Below are 15,994 nucleotides of genomic sequence, written 5' to 3' on the forward strand. Positions count from 1 at the left end.
GATTACTTCCGTTCTCGCAGCGCGTCGTAGGCGCTTTCGCGCCCGCTGGTGTAACTCTGCTGTGCTTCGCGCTGGGCGGCACCGACCGTGGTGTCCGACTGGTGGGTTTCGTCGCCCCAGCTCTTGAAGAACCGGCTGAGGTCCGTCTGCGCCGCGTCGTTGCCGGAGCTGATGCGTTCCCGGGCCAGTAGGCCCTCTTCGGCGCTGACGCCCTTGAGCCATTCGTTCCAGCATCCGTCGACCACACGCTGGGCCATGTCGCCGACGACGGGGATGCCGGTGATCGCTCCGCCGATGACGTGGTACCCGTAGACGCGCATGTCACCGGCTTCACTGAGCTTGGCATCCCGTTCGCTGCCACGGATGGTGGTCCGGCCGTCAGGGTTGTGGTGGTAGGCGCTGCGCTCGGCGGGAGTCAGCTTGGCGTAGTCGAACGCGACCGTTCCCTGCTCGGAGACGGTCATGCCCGCCTTGATCGCGTCGTCGCGCGCGGACTCGACGCGCTTCTTCAAGTCGGCGAACTGGGTGTGGGCATCGCGCAGCAGACTCGCGACCGCCTTGGCCTGGATCTGCGCGGCGGAGTACTCGTACCGCGTCGCGGCGAAGTTCGAGTGGGCCACGCCGACGCTGACGCCACTCCAGTCGGGCCCCGTGGTGATCTTCTGGACGCTGTCGCCGTAACGGGTCTCGACCTTCTTCAGCTCGCCCGCCATCTCGTCCCACTTGCCCGCTGCCGTCGTCAGCAGGCCCAGGTCGGTCGACATCACTTCGTGGTACGTCAACATGTACTGCTCCCCCTTACAGACCGTTGAGCTTCGACTGGCTACCCAGCGGGCGGAACCCGTCCCCCGTGCCGAGGTCGTTCCGTACGAACAGACCCGAAGCGCCGCGCAACGAACCCTTCTCAGAACCGAGCCGGCCGATCAGGACCTTCACCTGCTGGTCCCAGGTGTCCGCCACCTTCTTCAGGCCCAGGGCCGCGTCCCAGCCGTCGAAGCCCTTGACCGCGGTGCTGGTGCTCTCGTCCGCGTGCTCTGTGGCCTTCTTGGTGTTCGGCTCCAGCTCGGTCTCGATGGTGTTGGCAGCAGACCTCTTCTGCGCCGGGGTCGACGCGAAAGTCCCCCCGCCCCCGCCCCCGCCGTCGGCTGCCGGAACACCGTTGAGCCGCATGGCTGCCTGATCGGCGGCCCGTGCTCTCTCGCTGCCCCACTCCTGCGCGAAGTCCCCCGACACGACCGCCCCCGTTCAACTCGAAACGCTCTGTCCCCGCAGACCGTCAAACTACCCATGCTTGTCGACGAACCACAGGCCGACGTTGGACTGGGAGCTGCGGGTGTGCGCCGGTCAGTGCCTGCCGCATCCACTACCGCGCGGCAGCGACACGGCGCAGCTCTCCTCGACACAGTGCATTCCTTGATCCTCTCCGCCACTTCGCGGCAGCGCATTGCCGCCGACCGGCAGTCTCTACCCACCATTGGCTGCCGGTGAAGCGACCTTCGCCGCGGGCCGCCGACCACGGCGCCTGCTCCGAGTCGTAGACGTCCGTCACCGGTACGAAGTGGTCCAGGTCCAGCCGGGTCGCGTCCGTCACGACGTCGACGCCTGGCTCGTCCACGCCCTGGCCGCGTGCCGCGGGCACTGGCGTGACCCGGCCGTCGCCGGCCTCCCTACCCCGCCGGTTCGCGCGCGCGCCGCCCCGCTCGGCGAACTCGCCGCCACCGGTGAAGCCGTCGGCACGTTCGCTGTGTGAGTTCGGCCCCAGCTGTTGCCAGACGCCGGCCTCGTTCCAGTCCCGCAGTCGGCGCCGACACGTCACAACCGGACCCGAAGCCGAGCTCCTGGGGCAGGTGTTCCCACTGGATGCCGGTGTGCAGCACGAACAGGATCCCGCACAGCACCTGCCGGTCCGGGACCGACCTGCGGCCCGGGTACCTGAGCTGTCTCTCCCACTTCGGAAGGAGCGGCTGGATCCGCTCGCACAGGGCATCCGACACGATCCACGGCGAAGCCCTCATGGCTCAGACAGTGCCGAACTCGCCGACCGGACACGGTCACCAGGACCGATCCACCTCATTGTGTGAGGCGTTCTTGGGGACAATCCTTGGCTGACGCGGAAGCTCATGACGTACCGTGGGTAATGGGCGTGTCGCCGTCGCTGTCGCCTCATGATCCCCATCGCGCCGGTGCGCCAGCCGGAGGGACAGGAATGTTCGAAACGGGGGAGGCGTGACGGTGCGAGACCAGCTCCTCGGAGGTCGCTATCGGTTGGTGCGGCAGCTCGGCGAGGGCGGAATGGGGCAAGTGTGGGAAGCCCAGGACGAGACGCTGGGTCGGCCCGTCGCGGTCAAGGTGATCTCCCTGCTCGCCGGTGGAGGAAGCCTCGGCGGCGAGGCACGCGCCAGATTCCTGCGCGAGGCACGGATCACCGCCCAACTACAGCACCCCAACATCGTGACCATCCACGACTTCGGCGAGACCGGTGCGGGAAGCGAACGGGTCCCGTTCCTGGTGATGGAGCTGGTCCGCGGCGAGGGCCTGGACACGATGCTGCGCCGAGGGGCCGTCACCCTGGTGGACGCGGCCCGATGGGGCGCGCTGATATCCGACGCGCTTGCCGAGGCGCACGCAGCCGGAATCATGCACCGGGACATCAAGCCGTCCAACATCCTCATCACGCCTTCCGGCACCGTGAAAGTCCTCGACTTCGGCATCGCGAGGGCCGCAGACCCCGGCGCGACCGCGGACCGCCTCACTCAGACCGGCTTCATCGTGGGCACACCCCCCTACATGGCGCCCGAACAAGCCCGCGGCTTCCCAGAACCGCGCAGTGACCTGTACGCCCTCGGCTGCCTCCTCTTCGAGCTGATCACAGGCCGGCTCCCCTTCCAGGCCCCCGACGCCACGGGATACCTCTCGGCACACCTCACCCAAGAACCGCCCACACCCAGCTCGGTGTCCACCGGCGTCCCCTCCGGGTGGGACGACCTCGTACTGAGGCTGCTGGAAAAAGACCCCGCCCAGCGGTACGCGAACGCCGCCGACCTCGCCCAAGCGCTGCGACAACTCGACCGCGCCCCCGGCCGGCCGCAGCCGTGGCGCGAGCAGGTTCATGCTGCCCTGGTCGGCCTCGGCTATTCAGGCGAGGATGCCGACGCGGCTGTCGACGCGGTCGCCGCCGACCTGACCGGCGACGAGGTCCCGCAGCTGCCCGCCATGTTCAAGTCGGCCCTCCGCAAGGTTCTGGCCCTCGACGGGGGCAGAACGCACGGCGCCGCCCCCCGCCAGGCCCCCGGCCGGCCGCAGCCGTGGCGCGAGCAGGTTCGTGCTGCCCTGGTCGGCCTCGGCTATTCAGGCAAGGATGCCGAGGCGGCCGTCGACGCGGTCGCCGCCGACCTGACCGGCGACGAGGTCCCACAGCTGCCCGCCGCGCTCAAATCGGCCCTCCGCAAACTCTCTCGCTGACCGAGCGTCACTCTGATCACAGAGAGCCCTGAATCTCTTTCGGCGGGTCAGGCCTGGTGGCGCCGCGGTAGTCGGCGGCGGGCATGGCGGAGTCGACGGGTGCCACCTCGACGGTGCAGCCGGTACGGGGGGCGTGGAGGACCCGGCCAGAGCCTGCGTAGAGGCCGAACTGGTAGATGGACCCGTTCCGGTGGGCCCAGAAAAGCCGGTCGCCCGGAAGGAGTTCGCCGCGGGAGACGGGCCGGTGCGCTGTGGCCTCGTACTGGGCGGCGGCGGTGCGGGGGAGCTGGGTGTGTACGCGGTCGCCCTCCCCGGCGACCGGGCCGACGCCGGTCCGATCGGGTGGTGGTGGCGGGGCGCGCGGGAGGGTCGGGTCGGGCGGATCGATTCGCCGCGGGGCCCGGCTTCTATGGTCGGGCCCGCATCACTCTTGATCATCTCCGGAAGGGATTCCCTGTCATGAAGCTCCGCACCACACTCGGCGCCGGTCTCGGCGCGCTCGCTCTGGTCCTGTCGATGGCCGGCTCGGCCCAGGCTGCCCAGGGCAACTTCACCTACAAGTACGTCGACGGCTTCGGCGTGGAGCGCCAGGCCACCCTCCACGACCCGCACAGCGGCAAGTGCATCAATCTCTACGCCGTCGGCGACGACGAGGAGCAGCCGGGTTACGGCCCGCACAACGACACCGACACCGCCGTGACCGTCTACCTGGGCGCGAACTGCCAGAGCCCCGGCTGGCGGCTGAAGGCACACGGCCAGCCGGCCAAGGACACCCTGGAAGTCCGCTCGGTGCGCTTCGACGCCCCGCAGGCCAGGTAGGCAGGCTCGCTTTCGCCCGCATCGTGCCGGGTGGCGGACCGTCCGGACACACGGCCGGTCCGCCGAGCGACCGGGTTGCCGTCGAGCCACTGCTGCCGGCGGCCATCACGCAGGCGCCGAGGTCCGCGCCCCGCGGGTGGTGGTGGGCCTGGTTCAGTGACCCGGCGCGGGGTGGGTGTCAGATGGTGACGGTGGCGTAGGCGGCGCCGGTCCGGACCGGGCCCCGGCTGTTATGCCCTCGTGGACCGCCGAGAGGACCCGTCTACCCTGGCCGAATGATTGATGAGGGGGACTTCCGGGTCGGTGACGTGCTGTCGGTCGCGTGCCCCTTCACGGTTACCACGGTCGAGCAGGGCATCACGTGGGATCACGTGTCGGTGCGATGGCCGTGGTGGGAGATCGACAGCAGCAACGAGTTCGCGCACTGGAACGGGATCGTCGCCCTCGGCGTGGGCAGCGACGGAAGCGTTGAGTCCGAGGCGGAGCCTGAGCTGTTCCGAACGGACCCTCCGCCCGAGCAGCTGAAGGCCGGAGACGTCTGCCGGGTCGGCGTGCCGCCCACCGTGGTGCACGTAACGGTCGTCGACCACCACGACCCTCCGCTGGAGACGGCCTGGCTGCCGCGTCCCACCCAGACCGTGACCGTGCTGCGCCGAGGTCTGTCCTATCGCGAGTTCCCAGATGGGAGCCATCTCGATGGCTCGGGGTACACCATCCACCCCGGTGACGGGATCCCCTTCACCTTCGAACTGCTGATGCGTCCATACGCGTCTCTCCAGGTGGGCGACGAAGTCGCCGACATCGCCGGCCGGGCATGGCGGTTCGACGGCCCCTGGGACTGGACTGCCTTCGATGAAGAGGCAGCCGGTGCGGGCCCCGCATGGCCGCTCGTCCTGCTCACCCGAGCAGGGAGGCCGTGCTCCGTCGAGGACGCTGAAGCAGTGGCGGCAAGCACGGCGAGAAGCTCGCACCAAGAGACGGTCCGAGACTGGATGGCACTCACCGAGGCCTCGCCCACACCCTGACCTGTCGGGACGTCCGCGGGGATCCCCGCCGGCGGGTGGAAGCACGACCAGCTCGCCGTCTGGGGCGTCTTGTGGCCCCCGCCCAAGAGGTGGAAGGACGAGCTGATTGGGCGCTGGGAGGCCGCACTCAGGCAGGGAGCACCGCCGCCGCCCCCGCCCAGCCCCGACGGACTTCGCTCAGGAGACGCTCGACTTCGGCTGACCCGACGACAGCAGGGCCGGACAGGATCACCCTGTCCGGCCCCGCTGCTCGTAGCGGTGAGCGCCAGGTCGCGCCTTACCTGGTCACAGGACGCGCGATGCCGAGAGGGGGTTCGATCCGGATTGAGAGCCCCCGCCGTCAAGTACTCGGCCAGGGAGAGCCGGAGGGGTCTTCGAACTTCTCTGGCCCGGGGGCAGGCTGGGCTGGATCTGGCGCCAGGACTGCAGGCATCCGCGGTGGTCTGCGACGCACCGTTCCGCAGCCTCGCTCAGGTTGTGCCAAAGATGCCACCGGTCCGCGACCTGCACCGCCTGCGGTGCCCCGGCCGTGGCGCCTTCGGCGAAGAACGGTGCACGATCGCGGCAGCAGACCACCTCCACCCGGGCTGTTTCGCGAGCCAGGCGGCCTGGCCGGACGCCTCCCGGTCGGGCAGCAAGTCGACTGGACGCCGGCTTTCGACGTCGACAAGGACGGTCCCGTAGTGGCGGCAGTGGCGGCTTTTGCGGGTCGTACACTCAACGACGCCGACCACCCGCGGGGCTGGAATTTCGGGGTCGGGTAACGCCTTGACCAGCCTGAGCACCGTACTCCGGCTGACAGACACGCCGAAGGCTCTCGCCACGCGAGCACCAGCCCGGCCGGCGGGCGCGAGGCCCACCGCGGCCAGCGTCGTCCGCAGGCGCTCGGTCCGTCGGCCGTACCGAGGGGTCAAACCTGGCAACTGTTCGGCGAAGGTCCGCCGCCCGCACGAAATGACCAGGCAGAGGAACCGGCGGACCCGTAAACAGAGAGCGACCCGTCTGCCTCCGCTGGGCACATCAGCGGGAAATCGCAGGTAGGAGTTGTGAATCCGACAGATGGCCCCAGCCACCGTGCTTCGGGCCTCGATGTGAACTGCGTCGTCGCTCACGGCCACGGACAGCACCACCACGTCGGATATCGACGGGAGCAGCAACTCCTCCAGTCGGAGCACCCCTTCTTCCACGGGCCGAACTGTCAGCCACGCCGCACCCCGTACGGATCAATTCCGGGCATCTTCCCCCAGGCCGGATCGCCCGAGGGTCGTCACTCAGAGTGCATGCTTCACGAATAGTGAGCCAGAACCCGCTCTCGTGAACATCGACTCTTCCGGTTGGCGGGTGACTCCGGAGTTCTCACCTACGCAGCCCGATCTCGGCGTGTCCGCTGACAGATGTTGGCGGCCGGGTGCGAGAACTGAGGTGGCGTCACCCCCCCCGCCGGGGTGCCTCACGCCCCCACGTGGACGAAGGCCGACCAGTACTCCGGGGCCCGGTAGGGGCGGCCCTCCCCCCAGCGGGCGAGGTCGGCGGCGTCGGCCAGGTGTGCCGGGGCCCGGTGGAGGGCGGGGAACGCGGCCGTCAGCTCGCCGTTGGTGCTGTCGCGCAGCCAGCGCTGCGCGAGGCGCAGCGCGTTGGCGGGCGGCAGGCCCTCGGCGCGCCAGGCCCGGTAGAAGCGGGCGACGAGCAGGGCGGTCGCCCGGGCGTCGACGGCCCACAGGGTGGCGATCACGCCCGCCGCGCCGGCCTGGAGGAATCCGGCGGGCAGGCCGATCACCTCGTCGGGGGCGTCCAGTCCGAAGACCGCGCTCTCGCAGGCCGAGAGCACCACCAGCCGGGCCCGCAGCGGGGTGTCCAGCAGGCTCGCCACGGTGAGCGGCCCGTCGCCGAGGCGGACGCCGCTGTGGCGGGGGGCGTCGAACGTGACGAACCCGTGGCAGCACAGGTGGACCACGTCGTGGTCGGCGAGGGCTGCGAGCACGGCCTCGCGGGTGGCGGCCGGTCCCGGCAGCCGCAGCACATTCGCGGGGAAGTGCGCCGCGACTTCGGCCGTCTCGACGCCGACCAGCTCGGCCGGGACGGTGGCGGGCTCCGGGTCGTCGACGGCGAGCAGCCGCCCGCCCGGGCCGGTCGCCGCGGCGAGCCGGTGCGCTGCGTTGAAGGCGGCGGCTCCCGGGGCGTACTGGAACACGGTGTGGTCGAGGGCCTGGCCACCGCCGGGGAGCCGGGCGGCGTGCAGCGGCAGCAGGCCGAGAGGGCCGAGCGGGACGAGGAGGCAGCGGTCGACCGGCCCGAGGGCTGCCAGCAGCGGGGCGGCGAGCGCGCTGCCGAGCCAGTCCAGGGTGGTGCGCAGCGCGCGGCGCCAGGCCGGGGTGTCGTTGCGGCGATCGTGGTGCGCGGTCAGGAAGGCGACTGCGTGGCGCTGCAGCGCCTCGGTGGTGAGCTGCGGCAGCTCGACGAAGCGGACCCCGGGCTGCGTGCCGCTGGTGGCGGTCGGGCCGGTGGTGATCAGGGCGTAGCCGCCGTCGGGGGTGGCGGCGAGGTGGACCAGCGGACCGCCGGCGGCGCGGGCGGCCCGCTGGGCCTCGCCGGGGGCCGGGCGCAGGAACCCCGCCCCGTCCGGGTGGCTGCGCACCAGCTCGACGGCGGCGGCGAGTTCGACGCGGGCTGTCCGGAGGTCCGCTGCGGACGTCTCGTCCGGGGCATCCGCCGGCCGGCTCAGCAGGGCGCGAACCCGGGTCGCTGCCCGGCCGTAGCGGTCGGCAGCCTCGGCGGGGATCCCCGTGAGGTCGGCGCGGCCGAGGTGCAGGGCCTCCCCGAGCAGGACGGCGCGCCCCTCCTCCAGTATCTCGACGGCCTCCTCGGCCCGGCCGGTGCGGGCGAGCGCGTAGGCGTGGAGCACGGGGAACCCGCTGCGCAGGCCGAGCAGGAACTCCCGGCTGCCCGGCAGCGCCTGGGCCTCGTAGAGGCCGAGGAACTTCTCGCGGGCGGCCTCGAAGATCGCGAGCGCGGCCGGCCAGTCCTCGTCCCGGACGGCGAGCCTGCCGAGTTCGGCCTCCAGCATGGCGTCGAGCAGCGGGGGGAGGCCGGGCAGGGAGCGCCGGTCGGCGAGGGCCGAGCGGACGTCCCAGCGGGTGGCCTCGTCGGGCGTCGTCCGGTCCCGGTGGGCGTCGATCATGGCGCGGGCCAGGCGGGCGGTCGGGGTGCCCAGGCCGTCGAGCAGGGTGGTCGCGGTGCGGGTGCCCGCCTCGTCGGGGACGGTGGCGAGGACGAGGGCCGCGGACTCCCGCAAGCCGTCGGTGAGCAGGCCGCTCAGCTCGGCGAGCCGGAGCGTGGCCGTGACGATGGTGCGGGCCCGGGCGAGGTCGTCGCCGCCATCGCCGTGGCGCAGGCGGTGCCGCTGGGTGAGGGCCTGGGCGAGGGTGAGGGCGGTGTGGGCGTCCTCGGCGGTGAGCGGTGCCTCGGGTGCTTCCGCCGTTTCGGGTGTCTCGGGTGCCTTTGGCCCCCCGGGTGCCTCGGCGTCGAGGGCGGTCAGCAGCCCGGTGGGGAGGTCGGCCGTCAGCAGATCAATGGCGGCGGTGGCGTCCTCGGCGCTGCGGCGCTGGTCCGAGCGGAGGAGGAACAGCATCGCGAGCCGTTCCCGGGCCTGCCGCCCCGTCGGATCGTCCGACCGGTCGGGTGCCGGTCCGGCCGCGGGGCCGTTCTGACGGCTGCCGGTCGGCGCGGCGTCGTCCCGGCCGAACCGGACCGCGCGCTCCAGGTCGGCGTCGGCCCCCGAGTCGAGGACCTGGACGACGGCCAGGTCGGCGAGGCGACGGCGCAGGGCGGCGTCGAAGCCGTCCAGTTCCGCGAGGTCGCTCCCGTCGGCGCCGCGCAGGGCCGCACTGCTGAGCAACCCGCCCTGGAGGGCGGAGACGGTGGCTTCGACCAGCCGGTGGCGCCGGCCGCGCGCGGGGACGACGTCGTAGCGGGCGAGCACCGTGGCGGCCACCTCCGGCAGCCGTTGGAAGGGGGTGGCGGGGTCGCCCACCACGTCTTCCAGCAGGGCGGCGGCGCGGGCGGCGTCCTCCACGGCGCTGCCGGGGCCGACCGGCCCGTGCCGTTCCATCAGGGCGTCGGCGAGCTGGAGGCGGATCAGGGCGGGCTCGGGCGGGCGCCGGCGGCGGCGGATCCTCATCGCGGGTCTCCCTCGTCGGACGGGCGTCGGGGTTCCTGCTGCGGACCCGGGTCATCGTGCGGGCCACGGTCGTCGCGCCGCTTGCGCCCGGCGGGCCGGTCCCGTTCGGTCAGCCACCGCAGCGCCGCGGCCCGGTCCGGGGGCGCCGAGGCGCCCGGGGCCGTGACCTCGCCGAGGACGGTCTCCAGGAGCTCAATCTCGCGGCGCAGGTCCGCCGGGTCGCCGGTCAGCTGCTGGCGCAGCCGCAGGGCGTGGGCGAGGTTGCCGCGCAGCCGGGGCAGTTCGCGGTTGACGTCCTGCTCGGGCGGCAGGGTCAGCAGGTCCTCATACGCGGTGACCGCCGCGTCCAGCAGCCGCTTCCAGTCGGCTTCGACGCCCGCAGGCGGCGCGGGGTCGGCCGCGGTGTCGGCGGCGCCGGTCTCCGCCAGGTCCACCTGGGCGTCGGCCAGCACGCACCGGGTCTCGAACCGGTGCTCGGGGGTGGTCTCCGGCAGGGCGAGGGCGGCGGTCGCAGCGGCAACGGCCTCGTGCAGGTGCGACACACGGCCCTCGCGTTCGAACAGTTCGTGCTTGAGGTCGGCTACGGAGATCAGACAGGTGCTCCGGTTGACCGGGGTCAGAACCGGATCGGCCAGCGCCCGGGTGTAGGCGGTGTCGGCGGCGTGCAGGTCGGCCGGGTCAAGGGTCAGTTCGTAGCGCCGGGCGAGGACGGAGGCGAGGTCAACCCGCGCGGCGCTGCGGTAGGGCGGATCCGCGGCGAGGGGGTCGAGGGCGTCGGTCAGCAGAGCCTCGGCCAGGTCGAGGTCCGCAGCGGCCTCCTCGCGAGTGTCGTGCAGGTAGCTGCGGTCGCGCAGCAGGGGCACGGTGGCCTGTGCCGCGTAGGCCGCGGTCACGGGGTAACCGGCCTCGCGGTCGCGCCGGTACGCGGTCAGGCCCGCCTCGATCGCCAGATCGAGGTTTTCGGGGCTGCCCGTGCTCACGAAGGCGAGCCGGTACTGGCCCAGTTTGAAGCGCTGCCAGTACGCGGCGGCATGGTCGAGGAAGCTCATCGGCTGTTCCCCTCGGGACGGGTGTCTGCCCCCGGTCAGGGTGCGGCCTGGGTGGTGAAGGTCGGTGCGCTGCCGTCCAGGCCCCGCACCAGGTAGATCGTCAGCAGGGCGCCCGCGCGGCGCTCGTCCGCCGGGTCCGTCGGCACGGGCCACCGCAGGCGCTGGTAGAGCAGGTGCCGGTGCAGGTCGACGGTCGCCTCCAGGAGGTCGGCGTAGACGAGTGCGCGGCCGGGCAGCCACCAGAGGTGCGTCGCGAGGGCGAGCAGAGCTCCGACCGGGATCGCCCACGGGTTCCAGTAGCCGAACGCCGTGAAGCCGAGCCCCCAGATCACGGTGGCGACCGAGCGGTCGAGGGCGGTCCGGGCCTCGGCGAGCGAGGTCTTCGCCTCGTCCGGCAGGCTCAGCCACAGGTGGGGCCAGAGCGCGACGACGTTCAGGCCGTACTTCTCCCCGGGGCGGGTCTCGGCGGTCCGCAGGATGTTGCCGACCCGGGTCGGCAGCCGCAGCTCCCGCCTGCCGGGGTCGCGGTTGAGCCGGGCGTCGAGCCAGGCGTAGCGGGCCCGCTGCTCGGGCGTGGCGGTCTCGTCCGCCACGGGGCCGGCGAGGGTCTGCTGTTCCTCGCTCCACTTCTCGACCCGGCCGGTCAGCTTGGCGGTGCGCTTGCGACCCCAGCCCTTGGGTCCGTAGCCCTTGGGTCCGTAGCCCTCCAGCAGCCGCAGCACCGGACGGGTCAGCAGGCGGACGAGCAGGGTGGTCGCGTAGACGCTGACGAACGCGACGGCGACCAGCACGATCACCGCCAGCACCGGCAGCTCCGCCACGCGGTCGCCGAGCCGTTCCAGTTCCGCCTGGCCGCCGTGCGCGGAGAGGAAGGCGAGCCCGCCGCCGGTCCAGAACACGAGTCCCGGCCCGAGCGTGGTCATGCTCCGGTCGACCAGGTGGCCGACGACGGTCTCGCCGATCGTGTCGATCACGTGGTCACCAGTTCCAGCGGAACGTGGTGGGTGCCGCAATTCGGCACGGTGGCGGAGAGCCGCAGCCGGAACCAGTGCACGTCGCCCGCGACCGGGCATGTGTACCGCTGCGCGCCGACCCCCGGGGCGTCGCCGGCGAGCCCTTCATAGGGCCCCGCCTTGTCCTCGGCCAGCTCGGCGGCCTCGGGCGGCACCCCGTCCGGGTGGGCGAGTACCGCCGCCACCCAGTCGACCACCGCGGGGGAGGAGCGGAGGACCTTCTGCAGGTCCGCGTCGGCGCTCTCCGCTGCGGGCCCGCCGGCGAGCAGCCGGCCGAGTTCGGACTCCAGGCGCTGTGCCTCGCCCTCGTCGAGCTCGCCCTCGTCGACCAGGTGCGGCAGCGAGCCGCGCAACAGCGCTGCCAGGTATCGCAGTTCGCTCATGAATCTCCCCCTTCACCCCGATGTCCACCACCGCCGGGGGCCGCCACCGGCCCCCGGCCCGCGCCACGGCGGCCGGGTGTCCCTCCACCCGCGCCCTCCCGGTGCGGCCTCGTCATCGCGCCACGGCTCCGGGCCGGCCGACCTCCGTCGTCCCATGTCAGGTCGTCCGCTGTCCGTCTCCGCCGCTCCCGTCCCGGCCCTCCCCGCCGGGGCTCACGCCCTCTCCCCTGTACCTCGCCTACCCCACGGGGACCGTCCGTAACCGGACGTGCCCGGTGCGTCGTGGCCGCTCGCGCCCCGGGCGTCCCGGCCGCTCCGTGCGGCGGCCGGTTTCCCCGATCCGTCCACCGCCCGGAGGGCGATGCCCGAGACTGGCAGCGCGGTGCGATCCCCTGCCGGCCCTCGCCGGTCTCCTCGGCAACTCCCATTTCCCGTAACGACGTTGACGAGACGGGAGTTCCCGCACGGCTGGCCTGCGCACACTCCGTCGCACACCCCGCCGTACGGCGCTCGCCGCCGTGGCGGCTGCCGTGCTCCTCCCCGTGGATGTCGCCCCGAGCGCGGTTGCCGCGGGGGCGCCACCCGCACCCGCGAGCCAACCTCATCCACGGCGAACCCGGCTGCGCCGTCTACCGGGCAGCCCAGCTCGGCAACCCGGTACCCGGACCAGCACGCCGCCCGCTCTGCCGCCACCTAGGCCGACGGTGCACCCGTGTCAATCAAGACCGACAAAGCCGAGGGCCTGACGCGTCCACCGCGCGTCAGGCCCTCGGCCTTTCAGGACGTTCACGGCACCGAGGGCCCGTTCCACGCCTTCTTGAATCGCGTGCGTGCCGCTCGCGGAACAGCCCGGTGTCCGGGATGATGCTCGCTTGTTGTACCGGATGGTTGTGTCCTGGAGATCCGTTCACCCAACTCCCGGGACGCGCGAACGGTCCTGGCATCTGACAGGCTGAATCTGCCAGACCGATCCACCCCGGGCCGGCAAGTGCGGCCGGCCGTACGGCACGGGGGAGTCATGGTCAGGTGCCGGGACCAGCGGCCGTCCGCCCTCCTTGCCGGCCTCCTTCCGGCCGGGCGGGCGGCCACTGCGCGGTGAGCGGCGGCCATGGGCCCGGACGGGATCAAAGGGCGGACCGGTTCAGGCAGTCGAGAGCCGGGGGCTCGGGCCCTGGGGCCCGCGAAAATGCGGGAAGAACGATCCCCTGGCGAATAGGTGACGGTCCGCCGTGCACAGTCCTGAATGCTTCGGGTTGGCGGCCGCCGCGGGATTCGCTGAGCCCGGCCGCGACGGTCGTCTTGATGCCGTGTCAGCGGGCGTGGTGGTGGATGCCTTGCTGGCGGGGCATGCCGCTGAGGCGGGGCATGGCGGTGCGGCGGCGAGGGGCCCGGTGGCGTCGGCCGGGGAAGGGGTTGCGCCGCGCAGGGGCGCTGGGGGCCAGGGCCAGCAGGCCGACGAGGGCGACGACCGCGACGAGGATGAGCACGGTAACGAGGGTCATGTTCCTGCCTTCCGTCGGGTTCGGACTGTCTGTAGCTACTTGTTGTTACCGAATCACCGGAGGTTAAACGCGCTGGGTGACAGTCGGCGCCGCATAGCCCTCCCTACATCCCGGTGCGGTGTACGAGGCCGTTCAGGATGAGGGCGAGGCCCGCCTCGAACGCCGACTCGTGATCGATCACCGGCATGTCAACCGGCAGATCCACGCTGTCAGCGGGGCCGGTGTCTGCCTGCTCTTCCAGGACGCTGCCGACGGTGAAGCGGCCGGCGGCCAGCATGGCCATCTGTGCGTCCCGCTCGGGCACGCCGGATGCGACGAGGAAGCCCATTTTGCGGCGGATCCGGTCGAGGTCGCCGGTGGGGGTGCTGCCGGCGTGGAGCCGTGCGCCGTCCCGGCGCATCAGCAGGGTGCGCCTGAAGCTGCGCGTGTTGTCCGCGAACCAGTCGCGCCAGTCGTCGTCGGGTGTCGGCAGGGGCGCGGTCGCATGGGGTTCCATCGCCGCTTCCGCCATGGCGGTCAGGAGGTCCTTCTTGGTGCGGAAGTACCAGTAGAGCGACGGCTGCTCCACGTTCAGCCGCTTCGCCAGCCGTCTCGTGCTCACGGCGTCCAGCCCGACCTCGTCGAGCAGGCCGAGCGCCTCAGTGATGACGGTTTCGCGGTTCATCTTGGTCACGTTGACAATCTATCGCTGATAGATGACTCTGGAAAGGAATCTTTCACTGATAGATTTTGGGGAGTGGGCATGACGAAGAGATGGGGTGAGCAGCCCCTGCGGGTTCTCGTCGCCGGTGGTGGAATCGCGGGGCAGGCCCTGTCTTTCTGGCTTACCCGGGGCGGCCACCAGGTGACCGTTGCCGAACGCTTTCCGGCGTTGCGGGCGGCCGGGGCCCAGGTCGATCTGCGGGGGCAGGGCATCGAGGCCGTCGAGCGCATGGGGCTTCTCGGCGCCGTCCGGGGCAAGCTCGTGGACGAGGCGGGCGTCGCCTTCATCGACGCCCACGGCAAGGCCAAGGCGACGATCATGGCCAACACCTCGGGGAGGGGCCGGCAGACCCTCACGTCCGAGTACGAGATCATGCGCGGCGACCTGGTGCGCATCCTGCACGATGCGACGAGAGACGATGCCGAGTACATCTTCGGCAAGAGCGTGAACGGCTTCGAACAGGACGAACACAAGGTCGTCGCGCACTTCTCCGATGACTCCCACGGCGAATACGATCTCCTGATCGGCGCCGACGGGCAGGGATCGCGCATCCGGCGGGCGATCCTCCCGGAGGGCTTCGACCCGTACTGGCGCATCGGCATCCACATGGCCTACTGGTTCGTCCCGCGCATCGCCTCCGACAGCAACATCCGAGACACCTACATGATCCCGGGCGGCCGCCAGATCATGCGCCGCAGCCACAACCCGACCGAGACCCAGGCGTACTTCGTCATACGGGAAGAATCCGAGGACGCCTCGGCGATCCACCGCGCACCCGTCGAGCGCCAGCAGGAGTTCTGGGCGAGCAGGTTCCACGGCGCCGGATGGCAAACCGAACGCTTCATCGAAGGCATGAAGACCAGCCCGCTCTTCTACTCCCAGGAGATCGTCCAAGTCCGCACCGACACCTGGTCCAAAGGCCGCGTGGTCCTGGCCGGCGACGCCGCCCACTGCGCCTCCCCCTACAGCGGCATGGGCATCTCCGGCAGCCTGGTCGGCGCCCACGTCCTGGCCGGCGAGATCAACCGGCACCCCGGCGACCTGCCAACCGCCCTGGCGAACTACGAGAGCGCGCTGCGGCCCTTCGTGAACGAGATCCAGGGCCAGGTCAACCCGCGCCTGCTGCGCCTGGGCATGCCGATGACCCAGCGTGCGATCGGTGCCTTCCAGGCCACCACCGCACTGGCCTGCTTCCTGCACATCCCCGACCTCGCCGCCCGCCTTTCGAAGGAGGACCGCGGCGGCAACTGGCAACTCCCCGAGAACCCGGCACCGACCAACACCGCCTGAGAGCCACCGTGCACTTCGTACGGAGGACCGTCGCAGCCGCCCTTGACCGGGCGGCCCCTGTGACAGCATGTGTGGCGCTCGCCGAAGCGGTCCTCGCCGTGCCGATGGCGACCAGGCGGGCGCCTCCGTCCAAGAGCCGGGCGAGGTAGGCGTAGTGGCGTTGCCAGTCCACCGTCCAGCCGCGTTCGGCGGGGTTCCAGTCCGGAGCGGCGGGCGGCCAGGGCCGCCGCCCGCCGCTCCGCGGGTACGGGGTCCTTCCCGAGCCCGCCGGGTCGGCGCACGATCGTCAGCCCCCGGTTTTGGTCCCCCGCGTCAGAATCCCGCCGCGCAGACCCAGCCGGAGCCCACACCGAGCTCTACGCCGCGATTGCCGCCTGGCCCGCCCGAGTGACTGACGTGACCTCGCTCACTCGCTGTCAGGCCGGCTCTCGTCGCTGTCCTGACGCGCCGCGCTCAGGCTGGAACGGCGCCTGGATTCGGCGATGACCGTGACGAGGGCGAACGTGGCCGTGCCAGCACCCGCGAGGCTGGTCACGAGCTCGATGAGGGAGATCCACTGGCTCATGATCTG

The 15,994-nt window shown here is 71.7% G+C and carries 14 protein-coding genes and 1 pseudogene; 4 read left to right on the forward strand and 11 right to left on the reverse strand.

Annotated features, from left to right (window positions below; translation table 11 throughout):
* Window positions 1-2 precede the first annotated feature (2 nt).
* The 3 genes and pseudogenes from IE248_RS25245 to IE248_RS25255 all read right to left on the reverse strand — a co-directional run.
* Entirely contained in the window at window positions 3-785 is a 783-nt protein-coding gene (locus tag IE248_RS25245) for a hypothetical protein (protein ID WP_190031767.1), read from the reverse strand.
* Between the two features lie 13 nt (window positions 786-798).
* Complete coding sequence (locus IE248_RS25250; RefSeq protein ID WP_190031768.1) at window positions 799-1,233, reverse strand: hypothetical protein; 435 nt, start codon at window positions 1,231-1,233, stop codon at window positions 799-801.
* A 526-nt stretch (window positions 1,234-1,759) separates the two neighbouring features.
* A pseudogene (locus tag IE248_RS25255) lies at window positions 1,760-2,015 on the reverse strand (transposase); the annotation flags it as partial.
* Between the two features lie 286 nt (window positions 2,016-2,301).
* On the opposite strand from IE248_RS25255, the gene IE248_RS25260 reads away from it, so the two are divergent.
* On the forward strand, window positions 2,302-3,462 hold the full coding sequence (locus IE248_RS25260; RefSeq protein ID WP_373301609.1) for a serine/threonine-protein kinase: 1,161 nt from the start codon (window positions 2,302-2,304) through the stop codon (window positions 3,460-3,462).
* A gap of 16 nt (window positions 3,463-3,478) precedes the next feature.
* Here the strand turns inward: IE248_RS25260 and IE248_RS25265 are convergent, their stop codons facing one another.
* Window positions 3,479-3,850, reverse strand: coding sequence for a C40 family peptidase (locus IE248_RS25265; protein WP_190031827.1), 372 nt, complete (start codon window positions 3,848-3,850; stop codon window positions 3,479-3,481).
* Window positions 3,851-3,921: 71 nt separating this feature from the next.
* Between IE248_RS25265 and IE248_RS25270 the strand changes: the two genes are divergently transcribed.
* Both IE248_RS25270 and IE248_RS25275 read left to right on the forward strand, forming a co-directional pair.
* Window positions 3,922-4,281, forward strand: coding sequence for a hypothetical protein (locus tag IE248_RS25270; RefSeq protein ID WP_073797294.1), 360 nt, complete (start codon window positions 3,922-3,924; stop codon window positions 4,279-4,281).
* Between the two features lie 275 nt (window positions 4,282-4,556).
* Window positions 4,557-5,306: a hypothetical protein gene (locus tag IE248_RS25275; RefSeq protein ID WP_190031770.1), complete on the forward strand. Its 750-nt coding sequence runs from the start codon at window positions 4,557-4,559 to the stop codon at window positions 5,304-5,306.
* Window positions 5,307-6,756: 1,450 nt separating this feature from the next.
* On the opposite strand, the gene IE248_RS25285 is transcribed toward IE248_RS25275, so the two are convergent.
* From IE248_RS25285 to IE248_RS25310, 6 genes are all read right to left on the reverse strand, one after another.
* Entirely contained in the window at window positions 6,757-9,483 is a 2,727-nt protein-coding gene (locus IE248_RS25285; RefSeq protein WP_190031772.1) for a CHAT domain-containing protein, read from the reverse strand.
* Window positions 9,480-10,532 (reverse strand): hypothetical protein, encoded by a 1,053-nt coding sequence (locus tag IE248_RS25290; protein ID WP_190031773.1) that lies wholly within the window; start codon window positions 10,530-10,532, stop codon window positions 9,480-9,482. Before IE248_RS25290 ends, IE248_RS25285 begins: the two co-directional genes overlap by 4 nt.
* A 35-nt stretch (window positions 10,533-10,567) precedes the next feature.
* Window positions 10,568-11,506, reverse strand: coding sequence for a hypothetical protein (locus IE248_RS25295; protein WP_190031774.1), 939 nt, complete (start codon window positions 11,504-11,506; stop codon window positions 10,568-10,570).
* The gene (locus tag IE248_RS25300; protein ID WP_190031775.1) at window positions 11,503-11,928 is read right to left on the reverse strand and encodes a hypothetical protein; all 426 of its coding nucleotides are present in this window, start codon (window positions 11,926-11,928) and stop codon (window positions 11,503-11,505) included. The genes IE248_RS25295 and IE248_RS25300 overlap by 4 nt, the downstream gene beginning before the upstream one ends.
* 1,310 nt (window positions 11,929-13,238) lie before the next feature.
* Entirely contained in the window at window positions 13,239-13,430 is a 192-nt protein-coding gene (locus IE248_RS25305) for a hypothetical protein (protein ID WP_073797288.1), read from the reverse strand.
* A 103-nt stretch (window positions 13,431-13,533) separates the two neighbouring features.
* A complete protein-coding gene (locus tag IE248_RS25310) occupies window positions 13,534-14,094 on the reverse strand; it encodes a TetR/AcrR family transcriptional regulator C-terminal domain-containing protein (RefSeq protein ID WP_190031828.1) in 561 nt (186 codons plus the stop codon).
* 78 nt (window positions 14,095-14,172) lie between these two features.
* Between IE248_RS25310 and IE248_RS25315 the strand changes: the two genes are divergently transcribed.
* Window positions 14,173-15,423, forward strand: coding sequence for an FAD-dependent monooxygenase (locus IE248_RS25315; RefSeq protein ID WP_190031776.1), 1,251 nt, complete (start codon window positions 14,173-14,175; stop codon window positions 15,421-15,423).
* 406 nt (window positions 15,424-15,829) lie between these two features.
* Here the strand turns inward: IE248_RS25315 and IE248_RS25320 are convergent, their stop codons facing one another.
* Window positions 15,830-15,988: a hypothetical protein gene (locus IE248_RS25320; protein WP_159032041.1), complete on the reverse strand. Its 159-nt coding sequence runs from the start codon at window positions 15,986-15,988 to the stop codon at window positions 15,830-15,832.
* Window positions 15,989-15,994 lie beyond the last annotated feature (6 nt).

Source organism: Streptomyces goshikiensis (assembly GCF_014650555.1).
GTDB classification, from domain to species: Bacteria; Actinomycetota; Actinomycetes; order Streptomycetales; family Streptomycetaceae; genus Streptomyces; species Streptomyces goshikiensis.